Below are 23916 nucleotides of genomic sequence, written 5' to 3'. Positions count from 1 at the left end.
AGGCTAGAAATGATAACGGCGTTTATGCAAAAAATATTCGGTACGAAAAACGACAGGGAAGTAAAAAAATATTTCAAACGAGTCGCCTACATAAACTCGCTCGAGAGTAAGTATCAAGCGATGAGCGATGATGAACTGAAGGCTAAATTTAACGAGTTTAAAGCGCAGGTGCAAAACGGCGAAAAGAGTCAGGACGAGCTGCTAGACGATGTGTTCGCCATCGTGCGCGAGGTCGGTAAAAGGACGCTAAATATGCGCCATTTCGACGTTCAGCTAATCGGCGGCATGGTGCTAAACGACGGCAAAATCGCCGAAATGAAAACGGGCGAAGGCAAAACCCTCGTAGCAAGCCTGCCCGTCGTGCTAAACGCGATGAGCGGCAAGGGCGTGCATGTCGTGACGGTAAACGACTACCTCGCCAAACGCGACGCGACGCAAATGGGTGAAATTTATAAATTTCTAGGCCTTAGCGTGGGCGTGATACTAGGCGGCGAATACGACGACGAAGCGCGAAAAGCCGCATATGCCAGCGATATCACGTACGGTACGAATAACGAATTCGGCTTTGACTACCTGCGCGATAATATGAAAATGGATTTCAAAGACAAGGTGCAAAGAGAGCATAACTTCGTCATAGTGGATGAGGTCGATAGTATCCTCATCGACGAGGCCAGGACTCCGCTCATCATCTCGGGTCCTACGAATCGCACGCTAGACGGCTACATCAAAGCAAACGAAGTCGCTCGCCAGATGAAGCGAGGCGAACCGCCTACGACTCCGCAAGAAAAGGCTACGGGCGACTTTACCGTCGATGAGAAAAACCGCACGATAGCTATCACCGAAGAGGGCATCTCAAAGGCCGAAAAGCTCTTTGGTGTGGCAAATCTTTACGATATGGAAAACGCGATTTTGAGCCACCACCTAGACCAAGCTCTAAAAGCGCACAATCTCTTTGAAAAAGACGTGCACTACGTCGTTCGCGAAGGCCAAGTCGTAATTGTTGACGAATTTACGGGCAGACTAAGCGAAGGACGAAGATTTAGCGAGGGCTTGCACCAAGCGCTCGAGGCTAAAGAGGGCGTAAAGATCCAAGAGGAGAGCCAAACTCTAGCAGATATTACATTTCAAAACTACTTTAGGCTTTACAAAAAACTATCGGGCATGACGGGTACGGCGCAGACGGAGGCAACCGAGTTTTCGCAAATTTACAAGCTTGATGTCGTTTCGATCCCGACAAACGTGCCGGTAATAAGAAAAGACAACAACGATCTCATCTATAAAACCGAAAACGAGAAATTTAAAGCCGTGATCGACGAGATCAAAAAGGCTCACGACCGCGGTCAGCCCGTACTTGTGGGTACCGCCTCGATCGAAAAGAGCGAAAAGCTGCATAACCTGCTAGTAAAAGAAAAGATCCCGCACTCCGTGCTAAACGCTAAAAATCACGAAAAAGAGGCCGAGATCATCGCTCAAGCCGGCGCTCGCGGTGCAGTTACGATCGCTACGAATATGGCCGGACGCGGCGTAGATATCCGTATCGACGACGAGGTGCGAAACCTAGGCGGTCTATACATCATCGGCACCGAAAGGCACGAAAGCCGCCGTATCGACAACCAGCTTCGAGGCCGCTCTGGACGTCAGGGCGATCCTGGAGTGAGCCGCTTTTATCTAAGCCTCGAGGATAATTTGCTTCGAATATTCGGCAGCGACCGCATCAAGGCGATAATGACGCGTCTAGGTATCGAAGAGGGCGAAAGCATCGACTCGAAAATGGTCACTAGAGCCGTCGAAAATGCGCAAAAAAAGGTCGAGAGCCTGCACTTTGAAGCGCGAAAGCATATCCTCGAGTACGACGACGTCGCAAACGAGCAGAGAAAAACGGTGTATAAATTTAGAAACGAGCTACTTGATCCGAATTTTGAAGTCGGCGAAAAGATCAAACAAAATCGCGCCGAATTTGTTGAGCACCTACTAGCTCAGGCTGAAATTTACGCAGGCGAGCCAAAAAGCGAATACAATCTCGAAAAACTAAGCTCCGTGATAATCTCAAACGGTGCGTTTATGCAGCCAGATGATCTAAAAGATCTCGACTACGCCGAGCTTGCCGAGAAGATAACGGCCAAATTTGAAGCCGACTACGAAGAAAAAATGGGCGTCATAGGCGAGGGTCAGCGCAAATACCTAGAAAAGGTGCTCTGCCTGCAAGTACTAGACACCGCGTGGCGCGAGCATCTATACCAGATGGACATCCTAAAAACCGGCATCGGACTGCGCGGCTACAACCAAAAAGATCCGCTCACCGAGTATAAAAAAGAGAGCTTTAATCTCTTTATGGAGCTCGTTAGCCGCATCAAATTTGAAAGCATCAAGCTGCTAACGGCCGTACGTCTAAGCTTCTCCGAGCCTACCGAGTCTGCACCGCAAGAAGCGCAAGATACTGAGGCTGCTAGCACGCCCGAGAGCGAAGAAAAGCCCGGCAAAAAAGTATCCAGAAACGACCCGTGCCCGTGCGGAAGCGGTAAAAAATACAAAGACTGCCACGGCAAAAGCGGCCCTAAAAAAGGAGCTTTTGCGGAGGATTGGGATAAAATTTAGCTTTGGCGTTTTGGCGGCGGCTTGCTAAATTTAACATTTAAGTTAGCCGCCGTTTTTATAGCGGCGCGAAGTCTTAACGTAAATTTAAAGCTCCTAGTTTTTGCAAGCGGTTTAAAATTTGACGTCAAATTTGCGCAGATAGACGATTTAAATTTTAAACTTGCCTTAGCGCAAATATTTAAACAAGACAGAGCGACGCAAAAGTAGCGAGCAAACCAAAGCCCAAATTTAAACAACGGAAAATCAAATGAGCCTAACCAAATATCTACTTTTTAAATATCTACGGTTTGATAAAACCCAGCCATTTATCATGCTTTCAGCGCTTTTGGCTTTTCTGGGCGTCGGCGTCGGGCTCATGGTGCTCATCGTCGCGATGGCGATCATGAACGGCTTTGACAAGGAATTTGAGCGCAAACTTTTTACCATGAACTACCCGATCACGATCCTCTCCGCCATACGCGGCAATATCGACGAGAGCGACGTTAGCGAACTAAAACAGAAGTTTCCAAATCTCAAATTTAGCCCATATATCATGAGTCAAGTTATCATAAAGGGAGCAAATAGCTTCGAGGGCGGACTGCTTTTTGGCGTAAATTCAACCGACGAAAAACAGATAAACTCGGTCGTGGCGGCAGGCCTTGAGGACCGCGAGCTTGACGGATACGGCCTGCTCGTAGGTCAAGGCGTCAAAAACGAGATGATGATAAACGAAAACGACAAACTCACGCTCATCTTTACCAAAAACGACCCGAGCGGCTTTGCGCTAACGCCTAAAATGAAGCGCTTTGACGTCGTGAGCTCGTTTAGCTCGGGGCTCGTAGCCTATGACAAAAGCTACCTCTACACGAGCGTGGAGGCGCTGCGCAAGATACTCGAGTACGACGAGGGCAAATTTGACGGTATACACGTGTTTTCAAACGATCCGTTCGCCGATATCGAAAAGATCTCGCGCGAGCTACGTCTAGGGCAAAAAGCTATCGGCTGGTGGCAGCAAAACGGCAACTTTTTCTCCGCCTTGGCGCTCGAAAAGCGCGCACTTTTCATTGTTTTGATGCTCATCATCCTGGTTGCTTCGCTAAATATCATAAGCTCGCTGCTCATGACCGTCATGAACCGCCGCCAAGAGATCGCGCTACTGCTCTCGCTGGGCGCTAGCAAGGCCGAGATCAAAAAGAGCTTTTTTGCTCTCGGCGCCACGATAGGCGGGGGCGGGATAGTGTTTGGGCTCGTGCTCGGGCTCTTTGGCGTGTGGCTACTCGGTAGCTTTGATATCATAAATTTGCCGGCCGACGTCTACGGCAGCACGAAACTTCCTATGGAGCTATCTTTGATCGATCTTGTTATGATTTTAGTCGGAGCGGTCGTTATCGTGGCGTTTTCGTCGTTTTACCCGGCCAAAAAAGCCGCTCAGATAAACGTGCTTGAGACGCTTAGGAATGAGTAGTTATTAATTTAAACTTGTATCTGAGCATTGGAGCTTTTGCGCTATTTGCTAAGCAAAGCGAGTAATCCGATAAAACAAAAAGAATAAAATATTTAAAATTTGCGCGCTTTAGGCGATTGACGCCAAACCCTCGCAGCTAGTCAGTTTTGCCATTGACGTATCTATACCGCCCAGCAGCAGATCGGATGCGAAAACGACGTCATATCGAGGAGCAAATACGAGCTCGTCCGGATAAAACAGTACGCACCCTAGACAAGCTTATAAATAAATAAAAACCGAGGTCAAATTTAGTCGGCAACTCGGCAAAATTTGACCACGCCTAGCGCCAAAATCACGCCCCCAGCGCCGCCCTCACCTCGTCGCTCGCCATCTCGATACTCCACGCAGGCTCCCACACGAGGTCTATCTCACACTCTTTTACGCCGTCGACATTCAGCACCGCCGTCTCCACCCAGCCTAGTATCATCTCATGCAGCGGGCATGAGCGCGTAGATAGCGTCATCGTGACCTTCGCCTTGCCGTTCTCGTCGCAAACCGCGTCGTAAATCAGCCCCAGAGACACGATATCAAAGCCAACCTCGGGATCAACGATGTTTGAGAGCGCGCCGTAGATTTTTTCTTTCATTTTTCTTCCTTTACTCCAAATTTCGTAAATTTAAAAACATTTATCATATTTATCGCGACCAAAACGATGCTAACGAGCAGGCTAGCCACGCCGCAGTGCGCGAGCGATTTTATCTCTAGCCAGACGCCAAGTTCGTAGAGCACAAGCCCAATGGCGTTAAAGACGATGCCGATATATGCGGGCTTTTTGAGGATCATCTGATCTAGTAGCGGCACTTTTGTCTTGCCCACAAAGGGCGCTACGTAGTGGTACCAGATGAGAAATGGCGCGATCTTGTAAAGATGGGCCGCGATAAATGCAAACAAAAAGCCGTAAATCAGCATAAATACCGCCATATCGTATCTACCCGCCGCGATAAATGCGCAAAACAGCACAAAGGCCGCGAGCGAAAGAGCGATATTGACGTTCCAGTAGTCATACGCTTTGCGAACGCGCTTTTTTAGGATATGTAGCGCCTCCGCGACAAAGCATACGATCGCCGCCCCAAAAGCAAAATACGCGTAAATGTCGCCAAAAAAGAGCAAAACTCCTGCCAAAATATAAAACCCGAAGGCAAATTTGCTAAGCGTAAATTTTAGATCGTGCGCCAAGGCAAACATCGGTAACAGCACGGTCGCTACTCCAACGATAATGAAAAAAACAAACCCGAGCACGAAATAGACGTGAAATTTAAGCGCGAACATAAAATCCATCGGCAAAGTGCCCGAAAGTATCATCAAAAGGCAAAATCCAAGCGAGATGCCGGCGAGTAAAAATATCGCCGAAACAAAAAGCATAAAGGCCGCGAAGCTCTTTTTTTCATTATCCATAAAGCTAACGATATAGGTCGTGCCAAAAAACAGCAGCGCAAGAAAAAGCGCCATGCCGCCGCCGTGCATGAAGCCCGTTTTGCCGCTGATCATCCCGTAGCTCATCGACGCTACGCCCACGCAGTAAAGGGCTAAATTTGCCACCGCGCCCTTGATCGTCGAAAACGGCTTTTCTAAAATCACCGAAGTGAGCTGATAAAGCGCACCGATGATGATGCTCATAACAAAGCCGACGAAAAACACGTGTAAAAATCCCGCCGTCTCAAGCCCCGCGATCGTCTCAAAATCCGCCGCGAAAAAGGCGGGAATACTCGCGATCAAAAAGCAAATGCCCGCGATAAAATAACCGCCCACCAGCTTAAAAGGCGGCGCAAAGGTGTTTAAAAGCATGGCCTATCTCAGTGACAAAGGCTTGTGTCTACGTTTTTGACGTCCGCGCCTTGTTTTAGGCTAAAGGTCATCTTGACCGCTCCGCCCTCTAAATCCTCGCGCTCGATGTCAAACTGCTCCGCAATTTTAGGGATTAGTCCGGCGGGGAATTTATGATTTACCATCACGATTTTGGTGTTTTGGTTTGCAAATTTGATCGCTACCAGCGCATTTACCATAGGCTCTGGCGGCACGCACGGACGGCTATCAAAACCGACGAAATCCACGCCGCCTTCGCTATATTTATAAAACGGAACCGTCGCGCCTTCGGCGTTAAATTGCTCTGCGTCTTTGAAAAAATCGCTCATTTTTTATCCTTGTTTTAAATTTGGATAATTATACTCTTATTTTGCGCGCGGGCGTCTTGACCTTGCTTAAGGGGTTAAATTTTAAATTCGGTGGTCGCGGAGTCAAATTTGAGTGGCGAAACCCGAGCGTCGAAGATGTGAAATTTTAAGACAAGATAAATTTGACGGCGTAAATTTGACCGCCGAAAGGCAAATTTTACGTCTTTAAATGGCGTAAAATTTACGGCAAAACGCCTAACAATACTGCTTGTAGCCTTTTTTACAGAGCTGTTTTTTGCCCTCTTGTTTTAGGATTTCGTTTTTGCTCTCGCCGTTATAGGTCGAGTTTTGGTCGCTGCCGCCGACCTTTTCGCCGTTTACGTAGATATTGGCCGCATAAAGCCCCGCCAGAAATGCCAAGAAAATCAAAATTTGCTTCATAAATCGCTTTCAATTAAATTTAATCTCCAAAGCGCAAGCAAATCGCAGTCCAAATTTAAAAGCAGACACGTCAAATTTGAAAAAATATCGTTCGCGTAAGATCGGCAAATACGAGTAAAGCTGCCGTCCGATATGCGGGCTAAATATTCTAAAGCGGCGAAACGACGCAGTCAAATTTACGCCGCCTCGCCGCAAAAAAGATCAAATTTTAGTGTAAAAAGTGGCGCACGCCGGTAAAATACATCGCCATGCCGTGCTCGTTTGCCGCCTGCACGACCTCGTCGTCGCGGATACTGCCGCCAGGCTGTATCACGGCCTTCACGCCCGCCTCGTTTGCGATATCTATGCTGTCGCGGAACGGGAAAAACGCCTCGCTAGCAAGCGCGCAACCGCGTAAATCAAGCCCCATATCGCGCGCCTTGGCTACGGCCGCACGCGCGGCGTCCACACGACTAGTCATACCCATACCGATGGCGACTACGGCGCTATTTTTCACGTAGACGACGCAGTTGCTTTTAGTAAGCGCCGCGACCTTCCACGCGATCTCGAGGTCTTTTAACTCGGCCTCGCTGGCTGCGCGCTCGGTTTGCAGTTTCATATTTTGCAGTTCGTCCGCTTTCACCTCGTCGCTTTGCTGATAGACAAAGCCGCCGTCAACGTGTTTGAAGTCGTATTTGTCGTTTGCGCGCTGTAAAAATTTATTGCCCTGGGTGAAAATTTTGATGCGCTTTTTGGCTTCAAATACCGCAAGCGCGTCCTCGTCCACGTTTGCGGCGATGATGACCTCGACGTAAATTTCGTTGATTTTCTCGGCCAAAGCGCGGTCTAGCGTGCCGTTTATCGCCACGACGCCGCCGTATGCGCTCACGGGATCACATTTTAGCGCTTCGATATAGCTTTCTAGTAGATTTGATTTTACAGCAAAACCGCAAGCGTTGGCGTGCTTGACGATGGCGACCGCAGGCGCGGCGTCAAAGCTACTTGCTAGCGCTAAAGCGGCGTTTATATCAGTGATGTTGTTGAAACTAGCTTCGCCTTTTAGCGCGGTGAAGTTGTTGCTAAAAAAATAATCAAACTCGTATAGCGCACCCTTTTGATGCGGGTTTTCGCCGTAGCGCGCGTCAAAAACCTTGCTACCGGCGATAAATTTCATCTCGCCAAAGCCGTCGTTAAAGCGCTCGTTCATGTAGTTTGCGATCATCGAGTCGTATGCCGCGGTGTGCTCGTAGGCTTTTATCATCAAATTTCGCCTAAAAGTAGCCTTCTCGCTCTCGTCCGCGCCTCCTATGACGCGCAGAACCTCGCCATAATCAAGCGGGCTAGTGACGATGTAAACGCTAGCGAAGTTTTTAGCCGCCGATCGCACCATAGCAGGGCCGCCGATGTCGATGTTTTCGATGATCTCGTCAAAATCATCTGTGCGGATAGTGGTTTGCTTAAACGGATATAAATTTACGCAGACTAGATCAATGCCGCCGATGCCGTACTGCGCAGCTTGGCTTACGTGGTTTGCGTCGTTTCGCTTATGCAATATCCCGCCGTGAATCTTTGGGTGCAAGGTTTTCACGCGCCCCTCAAACATCTCGGGCGAGCCCGTGTATTCGCTCACTTCGACCGCTTTTACGCCCTGCTCTTTTAGCAGTTTGTGCGTGCCGCCCGTGCTTAATATCTCAAAACCGAGTCGCTCGAGTCCTTTTGCAAACTCTACAACCCCCTCTTTATCGCTGATGCTGATTAACGCTCTCATTTATATTCCTTTCTTTATCGGTTTGTCTTTTGAGTGCTTTTTCGAGATTTTGCAAAATTTTCGCTCCGCAGGCTATATGCTCAATTTTGCTTCAAAACTCAAAAAATCATCTCAAAATACCGCGCCGAAATTTGATTAAATTTTAAGAACCCAAAAGCATAGAATTTTGAGATGGATTTAAATGTTGTGCAGAAAATTTGGGCAAGGCTAGACAGATAGTCTGCCGCAGTCCCAAATTTTCAAACTCATTTAAAGACGCTCAAAAGGCTAGCTTTTTTGTTTTATGGTTTCATACGCCTCATTTATCTCTTGCAGTTTTCTGGTACTTTTCTCTATCATCTCCTCGCTCTCGCCGCACCCCATAAGGATATCGGGATGATATTTTTTCACGAGTTCGCGGTAGCGCTTTTTTACTTCATAAAACGGCGCGTCCTCTTTTAGCCCAAGCACGGCATACGGGCTTTTTGTGCGCATTTCGTAAGGATTTCGCCGCGTCTGCCTTTGATCGTAAAACGCCTCAAACCTCGCCAGTATCGCTTCAAAAATACCCTCGTCAAGCCCAAATCCCGAGGCGATCTGCTCGATGATATTACGCTCGCTTTTGCTAAATTCGCCGTCTATGTAGGCTAAATTTAACAAAAACGATATCTTCGCAGCCGCGGCGTCTTGGCTAAGACGGAAGCGATCTTTGTACTGCCGCGCGATAAAATAGGCGTTATGAACCGTCTCTTTTTCGCGGTTATAGATCTGTTTTAGCTCCGCTCTCATCGCTGCGTCGTTACCGAGCCTTAGCGTGATATCATCTAGCGTCTCGCTGATGAGGCGAGCCTCTAGCTCATTTACCCTGCCGTCGCTTTTGGCGACTTTTGCGAGCAGGCTAACTAAAAATTTCGCCTCCTCAAACATCGCTCTTTTTCGCGAGCCGCCTAAATTTGCGGGATTTTGGCTAAAATTTGAAACCAGATAATAAATCCCGTAAAATATCAAAAACCAAAAAATGAAACTCAAAATATCACCATAAATGATAAATCGTATTTTTGAGTTTGCCGCCTACTAGCTCGTTTTTACGCCACGAGCTCTCGTCGTTCATCACGTTCCAGCGGCGCTCGTCGGGGCGGTAGAACCAGTCTTTATCGATCTGATAATAAATCTGCTTGCCGTTTGCCTCGATGATGTTTGCGATGTTGTTGTCGTGGTAGCTGTTCTCGTCGTAATCGGTAAACGCGCGCTGTCCCATCTCGGAGTAAAGAAGCGTAAGCTCCTGAAGCATCTCGTTTAGCTCGTTGTCCATCTTTTGCACGTGCAGTCCGATCTCCTCGGCCTCGCGGAAAAGTATCGGATAATCATGCGCCGGATAGTCGCTGTTTAGGCGCTCGGAGATGTTTTGGATCTTTGCCTCGTCGTTCATGTGATAGCGCAAAAGCTCGCAGCAAATCTTTAACGAGAGCGAGCTAGCGCGGTCTACGGCGCCAAAAACTAGCGGATGGATGTAGTTGTATAGCGATTTATACGGGTTTTCGTCGTTGTCTTTTTCGTGCATTTTCCACAGTTTTATCACTCGGTTTAGCTCATCCATTGACACGCTAACGCGCTCGTTGCCGTTATCTATCGGGCTCATCGCGTGTTTTAGCGAGGTATCGACCGCCGTTAGATACGCTAGCGGGCCCATCACGATCTCGTTTGCGCCAAGCGCCATCATCGTCGCTGCCGACGCGCAGTTAGCGGGGATAAGCGCGGTTATGTTTTTGCAGTAGTTTCTAAGAGTACTGATGATGCGAAGCGCTGCGATACCGCTGCCGCCGTCGCTTTTGATAAACAAAAACGCGTTTTCTATCTTTTTACCCTTTAAAATTTCATACATCGCGCTCGCGTCGTTACCGCAGACGCTGCCCGCGTTTGAGTTGTAGTAGGTGATGAGCGTGCCGCCCAGTTTGGCCTCGACCGCCTTTAGTACCTGCTGAGTCTCGCTAAATAGCACCGGCGGTTTAGCTACGCTTTTTTGATCCATTCCTCTGCCCTCCTTTTGCGGCTGTTCTTCCTCTTTGTTGTTTAAAAAGTCTTTCCAAGACATCTACTTTCCTTTCAAATTCGTGTTAAATTTTACTTTTACGGTCGCCTGCAAGCTCGGCGAGATATCAGATCATCATCGCGAGCTACTTAAATTTGATCAAATTTGACGCCAAAGCTCGCGGATAAATATCGCCAAGGCAAGCTAAATTTAGCAAGCGTCAAATTTACGCCGCTCAAATTTAGCTCGGCCAAACCCGCCTTGCCAAAATTGGGCGTCAAATTTTAGTCCTCTTGGCGGATGATTGCGGCAAATTTATTAAAATAAACCTCGCTCACGTCGCTTAGCTTTTCCTCGATATCGTTTAGTTTAAATTTATCTCCGCCTACGCTACCGATTTTTTCAAATTTGACGCCGTGTTTAGCGGCTAGAGATTCAAATTTAGCCTCGTCTTTCACGCCGACGATCGCGCGCGAAAAGCTCTCGTCAAAGATGAAACTCGGCTTTTTAACGTCAAATTTGCACTCCGCGCCAAGCCCGCTTAGGCACGCCATTTTTGCTAGCGTTATGGCTACGCCGCCCACGCCTACGCTGTTTGCAAACTCGAGCGCGCCCGATTTATTTGCCTCGATGACCAGATCCCACAGCGCGCGCTCTTTTTTATAGTCCACCGCAGCTAGCTCGCCGCCCACCGCGTCAAATAGCGCCTTAGCGTAAAGCGACGCGGCAAATTCGCCCTTCGTCTCGCCAAGCACGTATATCGCCGTGCCGGCGCACGTAAAGACGCTCGGAAGGCTCGCGTTTGCGTCCTCGTTCACGCCCACCGTCACGATCGCGGGCGTCGGATAGACGCTCACGCCCTCGGTGTCGTTATATAGGCTCACGTTGCCACTGACGACCGGCGTATTTAGTTCGCGGCAAGCCTCTTTGATACCCTCGCAGCCCTGCGCGAACTGCCACATGACCTCGGGATTTTGCGGGTTGCCGTAGTTTAGGCAGTCGGTGATGGCTAGAGGCGTCGCTCCGCTCATCGCGACCTTTCGTCCAGCCGCCGCGACCGCTCTAGCCGCGCCGTTTTTGGGATCAACGAAATTCGCCCGCGGGTCGCACTGTGCCGCCATCGCGATCGCCCTGCCTGTTTCTTTCACGCGGATAACCGCAGCTCCCAGAAGCCCCGGTTGCTTGATGGTGTTTGTTTGGATATTTGCGTCGTATTGATCGTAGATTAGCGACTTGTTTAGCACCTCGGGCTCGCTAAGCAGCTTCCAAAACGCGGTTTTATTGTCCACATTCTCGGGGATTTGTAAATTTTTGATTTCGTCTAGGTATTTTGGGCGCGCAGTCGGTCGGTCAAGCACCGGAGAGGCTTCGCTAAGCGGCGCTATCGGTATCTCGCCCGCTAGCTCGCCGTGCCAATAAAGCTCCATCACGCCGCTATCAGTAACCTCGCCGATGATTTCGGCATCTAGATCCCATTTTTTAAATATCTCGAGTATCTTTTGCTCGCAGCCTTTTTTGGCGCAGATGAGCATACGCTCCTGAGATTCGCTCAGCATTAGCTCATAAGGCGTCATGCCCGTCTCGCGCATAGGCACGCGGTCTAGATACATCTTCATACCGCTGCCGCTGCGTCCGGCCATCTCAAAGCTACTAGACGTTAGCCCCGCCGCGCCCATATCCTGGATGCCTACGACGTAGTCGGTTTTAAATAGCTCCAAGCACGCCTCCATCAGCAGCTTTTCGGCAAACGGATCGCCCACCTGCACGGTCGGACGCAGGGATTTGTTCGCGTCGTTAAAGCTATCGCTCGCCATCACCGCGCCTCCAAGTCCGTCGCGGCCGGTCTTTGAGCCGACGTAGATCACGGGATTGCCGATGCCTTCGGCCCTTCCGTAAAATATCTCGTCGCTCTTGCAAAGCCCAAGCGCAAATGCGTTTACTAGGATGTTGCCGTTAAAGCTAGGATCAAACGTCGTCTCGCCCCCGATAGTAGGTATGCCCATGCAGTTGCCGTAGTGAGCGATGCCCGCGACCGCGCCTTTTAGCAGGTAGCGCTGTTTTTTCGCGTTTTCGCTCTCGCCGCGCACCTCGCCGAATCGCAGCGAGTTCATATTCGCCACGACTCTCGCGCCCATCGTAAATACGTCGCGCAGTATCCCGCCCACGCCCGTCGCTGCGCCCTGAAAAGGCTCGATGAAGCTCGGGTGGTTGTGGCTCTCCATCTTAAACACCGCCGCGACGCCGCCTCCGACGTCGATGACGCCCGCGTTCTCGCCCGGACCCTGGATCACCCACGGCGCCTTGGTCGGGAAGCCGTTTAGGTACTTTTTACTCGACTTGTAGCTGCAGTGCTCGCTCCACATCGCGGAAAATATCCCAAGCTCGAGCAAATTGGGCTCTCTGCCTAGGATCTTTAAGATCTCCTCATACTCTTGATCGCTGATTTTGTGCGCTTTTACGGTAGCTTTGTCCATTTTTAGCCTTTAAAAAATTTTGGTTGATTTTACTTAAATTCGCATAAAAACTTGATAAACCAAAGGGACAAAAACGAGGCAAAATTTGACGCCGCACACAAATTTATACTACCGCCTTTTTATAATATTTATTCCGCGCTACAAAACTAAACGATTTAAAAGCACCTAACCCTTAATTAAGAATAAATTCGGTTCTAAATTTAGCCAAATAAAAATTATAATTTTTGGGGTACTGGTCTCGGCAAGCGGCTCAAATTTTAAGCAAAAACCGCATTTTGCATTAAATTTTATTTCACAACTCAAAGCTCGCGCAGTTTTTCAAACTCCTTGCAGCCCTCTTTTTCGCCCGCATCGCACGCCTTTTTGAGATATTTTTTCATCTTTTGCACATACTCGTCAGTCATCCTGTCCCGAGCCTTATCAAAAAATTTAGCATACAAGCAGTCCATCCCGCCGCGCTCGTCGCAGCTCTTTTGAAAAAACACCGACGCCGCCACGCCACCGACGAGCAATATCTGATAATACTTAGCGGCGTTTAGGCATTCGCGGCTCTCGCCGGACTCGCACGCTAGCTTCGTGCAGGCAAGCTTTGAGTCGCGCTCGTCCTTCGAGTCGCAGACTTTTTGCAGCGCCGCTAGTCCCTTTTGTCTGTCGTAAAATGCGCTATTTTCGTCCAAACGCTTGTCCGCTAGTTGCATACATGAAGCCATGCTAAAGGGCAAAATCGATCCGCAAAACGCCTCTAGCATTTTTACTTCTTTTTGGTTGCGAGCGGCATCTGCGGTCAAATTTACATCCTCTGACGCGTCGCCGGCAAAAGCCAAATTTACGACAACCGCAAAAATCAAAATTTTAAACGGATTCATGTTTTTCTTTTTTATATCGTCAGTTCTACGCTATGTAAAATCGGTGAGCGATTACCCGCCGCAAACGCCTACTTGCTCGGCATACTATAGTAGCAAAGTATGTTTAGCAGGATGCGTCCTTGCTTTTTGACGTCTTGTTCGATGACGTCTTGTCTAAATTTCTCAGAGGTCGCCTGCTCTTTAGCTTCGGCCAGCTTGCTGCTAGGCAGGTTAAATTTAAAGTCCAAATTTTTTATCTCAAAGCCTTTGTTTCCGACTATCTTTGCGTCGATCACGGTAGCGAAAAACTCGTCAGACTCGTCCACGTAGTAGTTCGTCACGCTTCTAGCGTTTATAGGTTCGCCGCTAAAAAACGCCTTGCAAACGGGAGATTTTTGCGCGCTATAAATCACGCTCTCAAGGATCCCGCCGCCAAATTCGTAAAACTTAGATTTCTTTGAGTTTTGTAGCTTTTTTATCTCGTCTTTATCGCTCAAATCCACATTTTTACCGCTATCTAGATCAATCACTATCAAGGTTTTTACGCCATCGCCGCTCGCATAAACCGCGCCTAGTTGCCTACTCGCCGAGTCGCTCTCGCCTGGCGCCTTTACCTCGGCTCTACCCATGTAGTCGCCGAATTTTTCCACGGTTTTGCCGCCGCCAGTTTCGTAGACCGTGGTTTCGGTTATAAATCCAATTTCTTGTATGCTAGCGTCGTTTTCCATATACGTACGCCACGCTCTCTCGCCGCCCATATCGCCGGTAATGCCCGCGCAACCGCTAAAAGCCAAGGCCGCGACAGCCGCCGCTACCGTCTTAAAAATCATCGTATTTTTCATTTTATCCTCTTTACTTCTCGCTCAAAGAGCAAATTTGACTAAGCCTCGGCCCATACCCGCGCAACTCGTTTTGGATTTTTTCCTCAAATTTAGGCGTTTTTTCGGCGACTTCTCGCAAGCCGTCAGAATTTGTAAAATTTTTTATCTGAGATTTTAAAAGTAGCGCGCCGCTTTTGGACGAAATTTTTGCCTGCGTTATCACGGCCGTGAAATGACGCTTTTCTAAATTTTGCGCGTCGTAGTAGCTAGATACGGACTTCACGCTCACGCCGCCGCCTTTTTTAAACGCCTCGCAAACCGAAATCGGCGCCTCAAAAACCGCTACCGTCGTCAAATTTGAGCTAAATTCGTAAAATTTGATCCGCCGAGCGTCCCGAAGCTCGGTCGCGCTTGCTTCGTCTTTTAGATCAAACTCCGCCTCGGTATCGGCATCCTTTAGCATAAACGCTCTATCGCTGCTTTTATAGACGGCGCCGAGCCTAAAAGGCAGCCTGCCACCCTCTTTTTTAGTAAGCGCAAAGCCCGTAGTCTCGCCGTCAGCCAGCTGCACGCGAAAATCGCGCGAGAAAAACGCCGTCAAAAAGGCGACATCCCTAACGGCGCCGTCCGTACCCAGATATCTCGTCCAGTTATCCTCCGGGACGTCGATATTTGAGACGTCGCGCTCGGCTCTGTTTGCGCTGCTAGTAATACCCGCACAACCGCTAAATGCCAAGGCTGCGACGGCTGCTAGAAATAAACTTTTCATCTCGCGCTCGCGTTTAAATTTGATAAAAGCGATCAGTTTTTAGGCGCGGCGCAAACGATGTTTGATAGGATTTGCTCCTGTTTTTTAGCGTCGGCGTCTATGACTTTGCTCCTAAATTCCGCAGATCGAGCCCGCGTCTGCGTGCTAGCTAGCTTACCGTCGCTGACGAAAAATTTAAAGTCTAGATTTTTGATATCGGCGCTTTTACCTTTTTTCACTCCGATATCCATCACGGTTGCGAAAAACTCGCTATTGTTCGCGCTTTCTTTATCGTAATAATTAGTCACCGCACGAGCTTTTACCGTCTTGCCCGCTGCAAAACTCTCGCACACGGCGCCCGAGTCCGAGCTAAAAACCACGCTCTCTAGCATACCGCCGCCAAACTGATAAAATTTGATCTTTTTTGCCTTTTTTAGGGCTTCGTGCTCGGCTTTATCGCGCATATTTATGTATCGGTAGCCGAATTGTTCTTTATCGCTAAGCTCCAAAACTATAAACGAAGTTCCGTTTTGCGCGTACATGTCGCCAAGCTTCAAGTTTTGACCGTCTCTTTTTATGAGCGCCATACCGATAATATCGCCGTTTTTTTGCGCGTAGGTTGCGCTCAAATTTTCCGAGAAAAATGCTATATTACCGACGGTGCCATCATTTTCTAGATATTTAATCCAGTCTGGCGCAGGTGATACTACGCTACTTGCTAGATGATCCTGCGAAGGCATGCAACCGCCCAGCAACGCAGCTAGGGCGGCTATAGATAAGATTTTTTCATTATTTTTCCTTTTTAGAGAGTAAAATTTGATCATTTGCCCAGACAAAAGTTGCTAAACATCTCGTCTAAAATTTCGCTTCTCTCAAACGGCTTCGTGATCGACGAGATTTGCTCTATCGCCGTATTTAGCTCATAAGCAAAAAGCTCGAGCTCGAGCTCGGCGAGCAAATTTAACGCCCTTTTTATCGCTTCGCTCGCCGCTTCGCAGCTTGAAATTTGACGAGCGGAGTTTAGTAGTATCTCGCTCGTCTCCTGAGCGTCGAGATAGGTTTTTAGATTGCTTATTATCTCGTCCGTTCCTTGCTTTGCGCAAATTTGTATCGGATTTTCGGGGCTTATAAATTTAACGCCGAGGTCGCATTTGTTTAGAACGTAAAAAATCTTTTTTTGCAAGTTTTTTAAAAGCTCCAGGATCTCGTTATCCTGCTCGTCAGCCTCCTGCGACGCGTCAAAAACGGCCAGGATGACGTCGGCCTCCTCGATAGCCCGCAGCGAATACGAAATGCCGATCTGCTCGATCTTACCCGCGTTTTTGCGGATGCCTGCCGTGTCTATGATGCGCACTAGATGAGTGCCGATTTTTAGGGCTTCTTCGATGCTGTCTCTAGTCGTGCCGGCTTCGTCGCTGATGATCGCGCGCTCATAGGACAAAAGCGAGTTTAAGATCGAGCTTTTGCCGACGTTTGGCTTGCCGACTATCGCGATTTTAAAGCCCTCAAGCAGCCCTTTTCTGCTCTGACTTATGGCGACGATTTTATCTAGTTTAGCGCTGTTTTGTTTTAGCATTTGGCTGATACTTTCCAGCAGATCAGCGGGCAGATCGTCGTCGGCATAGTCGATGCTAGTCTCCACGAATGCCAGAGTTTTTACGAGCTCGGAGCGGATTTCATCCGCAAATTTAGCCAGGTCGCCTCTCATCGTGCGGGCGATGATTTTGACGCTATCTTCGCTTTTTGCGTTTATGAGCGAATTTATCGCCTCGATCTTGCTAAAATCCATCTTGCCGTTTATGAGCGCTCGCTTGCTAAACTCTCCGGCGCGCGCGAGTCTGGCGCCGTTTTTGATGAGCTCGCCCAGGATCAAATTTGCCACCACTAGTCCGCCGTGTAGCTGAAACTCCACCACATCCTCGCCCGTGAAGCTATGCGGGGCCTTAAAATAAATAAGCAATGCTTCGTCGATAAGCTCGCCTTCGGCGTAAATTTTAGTTAGAGTCGCATAACGCGGGACAAGAGAGGTGATTTTGGTGAGTTTTAGAGCTAGACTAAGGGCGTCCGCGCCGCTTAGTCTGATGATGGAGATCGAGCCTACGCCGTGCGCGGTGGCAACGGCGGCTATGGTCTCGTTCATTTTTTAATAAAGTCGTTCACGACTACGAACTGCCCGTCGCTATTTGACTTTACGCTTACGTATTTGTCGGGGAATTTTTCGCGCAGTTTTTCAAGAGCGATCTTAACCAAAACGCCGTCTAAAGACTTGGTTTTGGCTTTGCCCGTCTCCTCCACTCGCTCGATTATACCTTTTAGATACTGATCGATCGCGGCTTCTTGATTTTGCAAAAACTGGGCGATCTCAAGGCGCACCGCAAGGCCGTATTTCGAGCTAATCCAGTTATAGAGCAGATATGAGATCGCCTTGTATCGGTAGCCCTCTTTGCCGATGAGTAGCGCCGCATCTTCGCCGTCAAGCTCGATTATTACGGTTTCGTCGTCAAATTTGCGCACGTCTATCTTGTCTATCGTAAAGAAATTTCCGCCAAAGAGCTTTTCTACGCCATGCTTTATCTCGGGCAGTACTTTATCGATGTCGGCTTTTGTTTTTTGCTCTTTTTGTTTTTGAGCCGAAGTGCGGTCGGCGCGAGAGTCTTGTTTTTCTTTTTTAGCTAAATTTTGCGCAGGCTGTGTCAAATTTGCATCACCAGTGGAAGCTTGCGAGCCTAAATTTTCGCCGCTTCCCGCTTTTTCCTCGCCCTCGTAAAAGTCGTTTTTGTTAAAGGTATCGATGATCGAGTGATCAAGGATGTTTTTGCTGCTATCTTTTTTAGATTGTTCTTTTTTGTGCTGCTCTTTTTCTTTTATTTGAGGCTCTTTTTGCAGTTGTGCTTCTTCGACTTTAGGCTCGTTTGCCACGCTCGTTTCGTTTTGCTTTGCCGCATGATTTTTGTGATGTTCGTGGCGATTTTTATAATTTTTTTTCTTTTCGTTTCGGTGATTTTGCTCTTCGCCAGAGTTCTCTTTTTTCTTAAATTCCTTCTTTTTTTCGCCGCCGTTTTCTTTATGACCGTTTTCGCGAGCGGCTTGAGGGGCTTTTTTTGCTTCTTTGTGCGCACCCTCTTTTACGGCTTCGATGATCGCCGTTTTTTTGAAAAATCCCAAAAAACCCGCGCTTGGATTTTGCAAAATCTTGATATCAAGCTCGGTAACGGAGCAGTTTAGCTCCTGCGCGGCCTTTTGAAAGGCCTCTTGTAAATTTGCGGCTTCTATTCGCATCAGGCCTTTCCCTCCGCTTTTTTATGCTTTTCAAAGAGCTTGTTTACAAAAACTTGCTGGATGACCGAGCAGACGTTGTTTACAAACCAGTAAAGCGTAAGTCCCGCAGGGAAGGTCACGAAGAAAAACGTAAAGATAAGCGGTAAAAATTTCATTATCTTTTCTTGCATCGGGTCGCTAAACGTGGTCGGCGTGAGCTTTTGCTGAAGGAACATAGTCGCACCCATCAATATAGGCAGCACGAAATACGGATCCATCACCGAAAGGTCGTGTATCCAGAGTATCCACGGCGCAGCTTTTAGCTCGATCGCATTTAGCAAAACGCGGTAAATCGCAAAGAAAATCGGAATCTGCATAAGTATCGGCAAGCAGCCGCCCATCGGGTTGGCGCCATTTTTCTTATATAGCTCCATCATGTGCATATTTAACTTTTGCGGATCGCCTTTGTATTTGGCTTGCAGCTCTTTTACTTTTGGCGCCAGATCTTTTAGCTTATTCATCGATAGCATGCCTTTGTAGGTAAGAGGGAAAAGCACAATCCTAATAACTAGCGTTAGCACGACGATCGCCCAGCCCCAGTTTCCGATATAGCCGTAAAGCCAATTTAAAAACGCGAACATCGGTTTTGCGATAAAGGTAAACCAGCCGTACTCGATGACATCGACTAACTCCTCGTTTATCTGGCTTAAAGTAGCGTGGTCTTTGGCGCCGATGTAGCCTTTAGCTTTAAAATTTTGCTCGCCTTTTACGAATATCACTGCATTGCCCGCGCCGTCTTTTGAAACTACAGGATTTAAAAGTCCGTCAAATTTGAAAAACAAAGCCGTGTAGTATCTGTCGCTAGCCGCGGCTATGTTTACGTTATTAAAGCTCTCGGTCGCGTCTACGTCGCCGTCCTCGATTATAGTTAGCTTGCCGTCGTTATGCTTAAGTAACGCGCCGTGAACCGTGTAGCTGTCGATAGCGACGTTTGGACGAAAGCCCGGAGTCACGTAGTATTCGCCGGCACTTACGCTAAGATCTAGATCATAGCTTCCGTTTGGATAAAACGTGATCTTTTTAGTTACGCTAGAGCCTTCCAAATTTTGCGTTAAAACTATAGTTTTTGGCTCGCTAGTTAAATTTATCTCGCTAACGTCGCTCGCATAGGCTACCTTAAAGGCCTGCTCGTTTAAAGCCTTGTCGCTAAAGCGAACTTCAAGCGGTAGCGGCTGGGTGCCGGCTAGCTCGATACGCTCGCCATCGGCGTTTTTATATTTTTCGTCGTTTAGATAAAATTTAGAAATCCTGCCAAGCTCGTCGATGCGCGCCTCAAAGTGTTCGCCCTTTATTACGGCGATCTCGCGGCTTTGCGTCGCTACGGCTTGCGGAGCGCTAGCTCCTGATGCGGTATTTGCGCTCGGAGCGGCGTTTGCTTGGCTAGCTTGCTGCGCAGCTACGGTTTGGTTTTGATCTAACGGTAAATTTTTAGGAATAAAAAAATAATCGTAAGCGATAAAAAAGATAAAAGATAAAACGGTCGCTAATATCACGCGTTTTTGAACTGACATATTGTCTAACACTATTTTTCCTTTTGAAAGTCTAAATTTTTAATAACGTAGAATTTATTTTTTTTATACGGGACAAACCAAAATGCGATGTGTGATTTTAAATTTTGATTGGATATAAAAAAAGAGTCGAAATTTTTACTGATGACGGGGTAGTCGATACCGCCCTTAAAGAGTTGATTACAGCGTAAAATTCTAAAAATAACCGCAAAAAGCGCCGAAAAAAAGCCGTTAAATTTAAACTGCCAAACGGCAAATTCCGAACACGAGGGATAGTATCTGCATGACTTCGGAGTAAATTTGGAGATATAATCTTGATACGCTTTTATCAAAAATAAAATAGCTTGTTTTATCATTTTCATATGCCTGATTTTATACATCCGAGTTTTTTCATAGCCCAAGAGATATTTTTTTTGAGCTTTAAAAACGAGCTTTTCTCTAGCCCGTTTTTAACGACTATCACGTAAATGCCGTCCGCAAGCTCATTTGAAATCTCGACTACGACCGCTCGCAAAAGCCTTTTACATCGGTTGCGAACGACGGCTTTGCCCACCTTTTTGCTGGCTACGACGGCTAATTTGTTTTCATTGCAAGGCTTAAAAAAGACTATCGCCTCCTCGCAGTGCCATTTGACGGCCTCTTTGTAGACGCTTGAAAACTCCTTTTGGCTGCTTATAGAGCTAAATTTGCTTAAACGGCCAATCTTGCTCTGCCTTTTGCGCGTCTTGCGTTTAGCACTTTGCGACCGTTTTTAGTTTTCATGCGGACGCGAAACCCGTGAGTGCGTTTTCTAGGGGTTTTATGAGGTTGGTATGTTCTTTTCATAAATTTTTCCTTATGGTGATTTTGATATAAGTCGGTGATTTTATCAACAAATCGCTTAAAATCCTTTTAATAAATTTTTAAACTTCGTTTTAAAATAATAAAAATATAATCGCTCATTAAAATTTAGGAGAAAATTTTGCCTTACGTTATTAGAAAAGCATCCAGAGTCGACGTCACGGCCGTTTGCGAGCTGGTTAAAGAGCTGGCTGCGTACGAAAAAATGAGCGATGATGTCAAATTTACGCCCGAAATTTTTGCCGAGTCTGTTTTTGAGAAAAACTACGCCGAGATTTTAGTCTGCGAAACAGAGGGTAAAATCATAGCTTACGCGATATATTTTTACACTTTTTCCACGTTTTTAGGGCTTGGCGGGATGTATTTGGAGGATTTGTACGTCCAAAAAGAGCATCGCAACAAAAGCATAGGAAAAGAGTTTTTTAGGCATCTAGCTCAAATTTGCAAGGACGAAAACCTCCAACGCCTCGAGTGGGCGTGCCTACACTGGAATGAGCCCGGCATCAAATTTTACGAAAAAATGGGTGCGAAAAACCAGTCCAAGCAGTGGCGAAACTACCGCTTGGAGGGCGAAAATTTAAGCAAACTAGCGCTTTGATTTATCTGTTTTTAACGCCCTTTTGGATATCATCGCGCGATGAGTTACGCAAACGAAATTTTAAGAGAGCTTTACTATCTGAGGGCGTTCGGGTATAAATTTGCCGATTTTTCCCCTTCGTCCACGGCCTTGCCAAGCAGCCTTGCCGAGCTAAGCGCAAGCATCAAAGAGTGTAATCTATGCGAGCTTTGCAAGAGCGCAAACAACGCACTAACGGGCCTTGGAGATAAAAGCGCCAAAGTAGTTTTCGTATTTGACGCGCCAAACGCAGCCGAGGACGCGAGCGGAGAGTTTTTGGCTGGCGATGATAAATTTTTGCAAAATTTAAACGAGCTAGCGGGGCTAAAAAAGGAAGAAATTTACGTCACGAGCCTGCTAAAATGCAAGCCCGCCGCTAAAGCCGCGGCAAGCTCCTACGAGCTTTGCGAGCCGTATTTTAGCGCGGAAGCTCGTTTAGTCGCGCCAAAACTCATCGTAGCGCTTGGCGAAGAGGTTTTTTACAAAATGATAAAACAAAGCGCGCAAAGCTTTGAGGCAATAAGGGGAAATATAATGAAATTTAAACACTCGGCATTACTGGCGACCTATTCGCCAAGCGTCGTAGCGAAAAATCCAAGCAAAAAAGAGCTGTTTTTCAGCGATTTAAAAAAGATAAAAGAGTACCTATGAGAAAAATTTTAGCCGCATTACTGATCTGTTCGGCGCTGTTTGCCAGGAGCGACAAGCCATCGGACATCCCGCCGGCAAGCGAAATTTATATAAATTTAGAACCCGTCAAATGTAACGACATATGTTTGCTAGAACTCGTTAGAGAAGGTCTTTTGCACAGCTTTTTGGCTCGCTACGAAGGTAGCTCGAATCAAGAAATTTTACAAGCTTTTAACGCACTAAACGGCTCATACGTAAACGCCGGTACCGAGAGCCTGACGCCAAGCTCAAACGCCGAGTTTAAGATCGCCGTCATCATCCCGCAGGATAGCATAAAAAGCTACGCCGGCGTCGTCTCAAACGCGGTTATCGCCTACGTCGTCAGGCAAAACGCTGCCATCGACGTTAAATTTTACAACATCGGCAACGAGGCTCCAAGCGCTATCGACGGCGCCCTAGCACGCGCTAAAAGCGAAAATATCGCCTATATCATCGCGCCGTTTACGCCAGTTGGCGCAAAATACCTAAACGAGGTTCTAGATCCATCTATGACTGCTTTTGTGCCGACTCTGCACATCTCTAGCGTCGATTCGCCGCAGGATAATTTGATATTCGGCGGTATAGACTACAAAGGGCAAGTCGAGAAGCTGCTAAATTTCTCAAACGGCCAAGTTGCGGCGTTTTCAGACGGCAGCGCGCTAGGAGCGGCGCTAAATCGCTACGCTGACGAGCTTAGCGGCGGGCTAGCCTACGAAGACGAGATCGCAAGCGGCGTCACTGACCTAAAGCCGATGCTATCCGGTAACTCAAGGCTAAGCGGCGCGACCGTTTTTCTAAACGTTCCGCTCGTGAAAGCCTCGATGGTGAGCTCTCAGATGCGCCTTTACGACGTCAAATTTAACGCCCTTTTAAGCACGCAGATAAACTACGCGCCAAGCATCTTTAAGCTCACGCAACCGCAAGATAGAGAAAAGCTCTATATAGCCAACTCGATTTCTAAAACCGACGGCGCGCTAGACTCAAACAACGAAATTTTGGGGCAAAATTTGAACTTTAACTGGGTGGGTTACTCCGCTAGCGCCGGGCTTGACTACATCTACGCGACCTACCTAAACCGCGGCGCGCAGAGGCTTTTTAGCGAGAGCGTCGAAGACTCGCAGATCATTTATGATACGAAAGTTTTAAAAGCCGGCGAATACGGCTTTTACGAGCAGTAAGAGGAGAGAAAATCCACTATCTCCTCGCTCATCTTAGCAGGCTTCAGGTTGCTAACAAACGCAACTTCGACGTCCGCTTCAAAGACAAGCTCGGGCTGGCATTCTCCGCTTAAATTTGCGATTTTATAAATTTTTTGATTTATGAGCGCGGAGGCTTTTTTTAGGCTTGCCACGCTCGTTTTTACCTCGAGCAGATCGCCCAGGACGGCCGGTTTTTTAAATTTCGCCCAAATCTCGCTCACCACGAAATGCCCGTCCTTGCTAAAAGGCTTAACCTCCGAGTCAAAAAACATCTGGCTGCGCGCCCTTTCGCAGTATTTTATATAGTTTGCGTGATAGACTATACCGCCCGCATCGGTATCTTCGTAGTAGATTCGTATTTTCACGGTATTTCCTTAGGCTTTTAGATCAAGTCCTATTTTACCTAGTTTTCTTAAAAGCTCCATTATATCCATCCCCTTTTCTTGTTCGGCTTTTAGGAAATTCTCGAAAAATTCGCGCTTTATATCCTTAT

General features: G+C 47.6%; 25 protein-coding genes. 5 read left to right on the top strand and 20 right to left on the bottom strand.

Annotated features, from left to right (window positions below; genetic code table 11):
• Positions 1-9 precede the first annotated feature (9 nt).
• On the top strand, positions 10-2595 hold the full coding sequence (gene secA, locus ACTTJF_RS07550) for a preprotein translocase subunit SecA (RefSeq protein WP_442551418.1): 2586 nt from the start codon (positions 10-12) through the stop codon (positions 2593-2595).
• Between the two features lie 247 nt (positions 2596-2842).
• A complete protein-coding gene (locus ACTTJF_RS07545) occupies positions 2843-4039 on the top strand; it encodes an ABC transporter permease (protein ID WP_442551417.1) in 1197 nt (398 codons plus the stop codon).
• Between the two features lie 331 nt (positions 4040-4370).
• Here the strand turns inward: ACTTJF_RS07545 and ACTTJF_RS07540 are convergent, their stop codons facing one another.
• The 19 genes from ACTTJF_RS07540 to rpmH form a co-directional block, all read right to left on the bottom strand.
• A complete protein-coding gene (locus ACTTJF_RS07540; protein WP_122863605.1) occupies positions 4371-4664 on the bottom strand; it encodes a metal-sulfur cluster assembly factor in 294 nt (97 codons plus the stop codon).
• Positions 4661-5863, bottom strand: coding sequence for a peptidase M50 (locus ACTTJF_RS07535; protein WP_442551416.1), 1203 nt, complete (start codon positions 5861-5863; stop codon positions 4661-4663). The genes ACTTJF_RS07540 and ACTTJF_RS07535 overlap by 4 nt, the downstream gene beginning before the upstream one ends.
• A gap of 8 nt (positions 5864-5871) precedes the next feature.
• Positions 5872-6210 (bottom strand): hypothetical protein, encoded by a 339-nt coding sequence (locus ACTTJF_RS07530; protein WP_442551415.1) that lies wholly within the window; start codon positions 6208-6210, stop codon positions 5872-5874.
• A 234-nt stretch (positions 6211-6444) separates the two neighbouring features.
• A complete protein-coding gene (locus ACTTJF_RS07525) occupies positions 6445-6630 on the bottom strand; it encodes a hypothetical protein (RefSeq protein WP_442551414.1) in 186 nt (61 codons plus the stop codon).
• Between the two features lie 208 nt (positions 6631-6838).
• Positions 6839-8377 (bottom strand): bifunctional phosphoribosylaminoimidazolecarboxamide formyltransferase/IMP cyclohydrolase, encoded by a 1539-nt coding sequence (gene purH / locus ACTTJF_RS07520; protein ID WP_442551413.1) that lies wholly within the window; start codon positions 8375-8377, stop codon positions 6839-6841.
• A 267-nt stretch (positions 8378-8644) separates the two neighbouring features.
• A complete protein-coding gene (locus ACTTJF_RS07515; RefSeq protein WP_442551412.1) occupies positions 8645-9385 on the bottom strand; it encodes a TerB family tellurite resistance protein in 741 nt (246 codons plus the stop codon).
• Between the two features lie 4 nt (positions 9386-9389).
• Positions 9390-10448, bottom strand: a complete 1059-nt coding sequence (locus tag ACTTJF_RS07510) for an SDH family Clp fold serine proteinase (RefSeq protein WP_004320299.1) — start codon at positions 10446-10448, stop codon at positions 9390-9392.
• An 86-nt stretch (positions 10449-10534) separates the two neighbouring features.
• A complete protein-coding gene (locus ACTTJF_RS07505; RefSeq protein ID WP_442551411.1) occupies positions 10535-10666 on the bottom strand; it encodes a hypothetical protein in 132 nt (43 codons plus the stop codon).
• A 3-nt stretch (positions 10667-10669) separates the two neighbouring features.
• A complete protein-coding gene (gene purL / locus ACTTJF_RS07500) occupies positions 10670-12859 on the bottom strand; it encodes a phosphoribosylformylglycinamidine synthase subunit PurL (protein ID WP_442551410.1) in 2190 nt (729 codons plus the stop codon).
• A 299-nt stretch (positions 12860-13158) separates the two neighbouring features.
• The gene (locus tag ACTTJF_RS07495; protein ID WP_442551409.1) at positions 13159-13725 is read right to left on the bottom strand and encodes a hypothetical protein; all 567 of its coding nucleotides are present in this window, start codon (positions 13723-13725) and stop codon (positions 13159-13161) included.
• Positions 13726-13793: 68 nt separating this feature from the next.
• Positions 13794-14546, bottom strand: coding sequence for a hypothetical protein (locus ACTTJF_RS07490; RefSeq protein ID WP_442551408.1), 753 nt, complete (start codon positions 14544-14546; stop codon positions 13794-13796).
• A gap of 10 nt (positions 14547-14556) precedes the next feature.
• Positions 14557-15294: a hypothetical protein gene (locus ACTTJF_RS07485; protein WP_442551407.1), complete on the bottom strand. Its 738-nt coding sequence runs from the start codon at positions 15292-15294 to the stop codon at positions 14557-14559.
• Positions 15295-15326: 32 nt separating this feature from the next.
• Complete coding sequence (locus tag ACTTJF_RS07480) at positions 15327-16013, bottom strand: hypothetical protein (protein ID WP_442551406.1); 687 nt, start codon at positions 16011-16013, stop codon at positions 15327-15329.
• A gap of 80 nt (positions 16014-16093) precedes the next feature.
• Positions 16094-17413, bottom strand: coding sequence for a tRNA uridine-5-carboxymethylaminomethyl(34) synthesis GTPase MnmE (gene mnmE, locus ACTTJF_RS07475; RefSeq protein ID WP_442551405.1), 1320 nt, complete (start codon positions 17411-17413; stop codon positions 16094-16096).
• On the bottom strand, positions 17410-18555 hold the full coding sequence (locus tag ACTTJF_RS07470; RefSeq protein WP_442551443.1) for a Jag N-terminal domain-containing protein: 1146 nt from the start codon (positions 18553-18555) through the stop codon (positions 17410-17412). The genes mnmE and ACTTJF_RS07470 overlap by 4 nt, the downstream gene beginning before the upstream one ends.
• Complete coding sequence (yidC, locus tag ACTTJF_RS07465) at positions 18552-20102, bottom strand: membrane protein insertase YidC (protein ID WP_442551442.1); 1551 nt, start codon at positions 20100-20102, stop codon at positions 18552-18554. The genes ACTTJF_RS07470 and yidC overlap by 4 nt, the downstream gene beginning before the upstream one ends.
• 11 nt (positions 20103-20113) lie before the next feature.
• A complete protein-coding gene (gene yidD, locus ACTTJF_RS07460) occupies positions 20114-20455 on the bottom strand; it encodes a membrane protein insertion efficiency factor YidD (RefSeq protein ID WP_232037862.1) in 342 nt (113 codons plus the stop codon).
• A 2-nt stretch (positions 20456-20457) separates the two neighbouring features.
• Positions 20458-20802, bottom strand: a complete 345-nt coding sequence (gene rnpA, locus ACTTJF_RS07455) for a ribonuclease P protein component (protein ID WP_314997704.1) — start codon at positions 20800-20802, stop codon at positions 20458-20460.
• A complete protein-coding gene (rpmH, locus tag ACTTJF_RS07450) occupies positions 20790-20924 on the bottom strand; it encodes a 50S ribosomal protein L34 (RefSeq protein WP_002946826.1) in 135 nt (44 codons plus the stop codon). Before rpmH ends, rnpA begins: the two co-directional genes overlap by 13 nt.
• 136 nt (positions 20925-21060) lie before the next feature.
• Between rpmH and ACTTJF_RS07445 the strand changes: the two genes are divergently transcribed.
• The 3 genes from ACTTJF_RS07445 to ACTTJF_RS07435 are packed head-to-tail and all read left to right on the top strand — an operon-like array spanning position 21061 to position 23402.
• Positions 21061-21537, top strand: a complete 477-nt coding sequence (locus tag ACTTJF_RS07445) for a GNAT family N-acetyltransferase (RefSeq protein WP_442551404.1) — start codon at positions 21061-21063, stop codon at positions 21535-21537.
• A gap of 39 nt (positions 21538-21576) precedes the next feature.
• Positions 21577-22206: a uracil-DNA glycosylase gene (locus ACTTJF_RS07440; protein ID WP_442551403.1), complete on the top strand. Its 630-nt coding sequence runs from the start codon at positions 21577-21579 to the stop codon at positions 22204-22206.
• On the top strand, positions 22203-23402 hold the full coding sequence (locus tag ACTTJF_RS07435; protein ID WP_442551402.1) for a hypothetical protein: 1200 nt from the start codon (positions 22203-22205) through the stop codon (positions 23400-23402). Before ACTTJF_RS07440 ends, ACTTJF_RS07435 begins: the two co-directional genes overlap by 4 nt.
• Here the strand turns inward: ACTTJF_RS07435 and ACTTJF_RS07430 are convergent.
• Positions 23390-23788 carry a YbgC/FadM family acyl-CoA thioesterase gene (locus ACTTJF_RS07430; protein ID WP_442551401.1) on the bottom strand — a complete coding sequence of 133 codons (399 nt, stop codon included), beginning with the start codon at positions 23786-23788 and terminating at the stop codon, positions 23390-23392. The genes ACTTJF_RS07435 and ACTTJF_RS07430 overlap by 13 nt on opposite strands.
• Between the last annotated feature and the right edge of the window lie 128 nt (positions 23789-23916).

The sequence above is a fragment of the Campylobacter sp. genome (assembly GCF_052170435.1).
In the GTDB taxonomy this organism is placed as follows: domain Bacteria; phylum Campylobacterota; class Campylobacteria; order Campylobacterales; family Campylobacteraceae; genus Campylobacter_A.
Note: the sequence above shows the minus strand (reverse complement) of the source record. Positions and strands in the feature narration are given on the sequence as shown.

Coding starts and splice junctions, on each gene's coding strand:
- secA (WP_442551418.1), top strand. CDS start 10: ATGATAACGGCGTTTATGCAAAAAATATTCGGTACGAAAAACGACAGG.
- ACTTJF_RS07545 (WP_442551417.1), top strand. CDS start 2,843: ATGAGCCTAACCAAATATCTACTTTTTAAATATCTACGGTTTGATAAA.
- ACTTJF_RS07540 (WP_122863605.1), bottom strand. CDS start 4,664: ATGAAAGAAAAAATCTACGGCGCGCTCTCAAACATCGTTGATCCCGAG.
- ACTTJF_RS07535 (WP_442551416.1), bottom strand. CDS start 5,863: ATGCTTTTAAACACCTTTGCGCCGCCTTTTAAGCTGGTGGGCGGTTAT.
- ACTTJF_RS07530 (WP_442551415.1), bottom strand. CDS start 6,210: ATGAGCGATTTTTTCAAAGACGCAGAGCAATTTAACGCCGAAGGCGCG.
- ACTTJF_RS07525 (WP_442551414.1), bottom strand. CDS start 6,630: ATGAAGCAAATTTTGATTTTCTTGGCATTTCTGGCGGGGCTTTATGCG.
- purH (WP_442551413.1), bottom strand. CDS start 8,377: ATGAGAGCGTTAATCAGCATCAGCGATAAAGAGGGGGTTGTAGAGTTT.
- ACTTJF_RS07510 (WP_004320299.1), bottom strand. CDS start 10,448: ATGTCTTGGAAAGACTTTTTAAACAACAAAGAGGAAGAACAGCCGCAA.
- purL (WP_442551410.1), bottom strand. CDS start 12,859: ATGGACAAAGCTACCGTAAAAGCGCACAAAATCAGCGATCAAGAGTAT.
- ACTTJF_RS07495 (WP_442551409.1), bottom strand. CDS start 13,725: ATGAATCCGTTTAAAATTTTGATTTTTGCGGTTGTCGTAAATTTGGCT.
- ACTTJF_RS07490 (WP_442551408.1), bottom strand. CDS start 14,546: ATGAAAAATACGATGATTTTTAAGACGGTAGCGGCGGCTGTCGCGGCC.
- ACTTJF_RS07485 (WP_442551407.1), bottom strand. CDS start 15,294: ATGAAAAGTTTATTTCTAGCAGCCGTCGCAGCCTTGGCATTTAGCGGT.
- ACTTJF_RS07480 (WP_442551406.1), bottom strand. CDS start 16,013: ATGCCTTCGCAGGATCATCTAGCAAGTAGCGTAGTATCACCTGCGCCA.
- mnmE (WP_442551405.1), bottom strand. CDS start 17,413: ATGAACGAGACCATAGCCGCCGTTGCCACCGCGCACGGCGTAGGCTCG.
- yidC (WP_442551442.1), bottom strand. CDS start 20,102: ATGTCAGTTCAAAAACGCGTGATATTAGCGACCGTTTTATCTTTTATC.
- yidD (WP_232037862.1), bottom strand. CDS start 20,455: ATGATAAAACAAGCTATTTTATTTTTGATAAAAGCGTATCAAGATTAT.
- rpmH (WP_002946826.1), bottom strand. CDS start 20,924: ATGAAAAGAACATACCAACCTCATAAAACCCCTAGAAAACGCACTCAC.
- ACTTJF_RS07440 (WP_442551403.1), top strand. CDS start 21,577: ATGAGTTACGCAAACGAAATTTTAAGAGAGCTTTACTATCTGAGGGCG.
- ACTTJF_RS07435 (WP_442551402.1), top strand. CDS start 22,203: ATGAGAAAAATTTTAGCCGCATTACTGATCTGTTCGGCGCTGTTTGCC.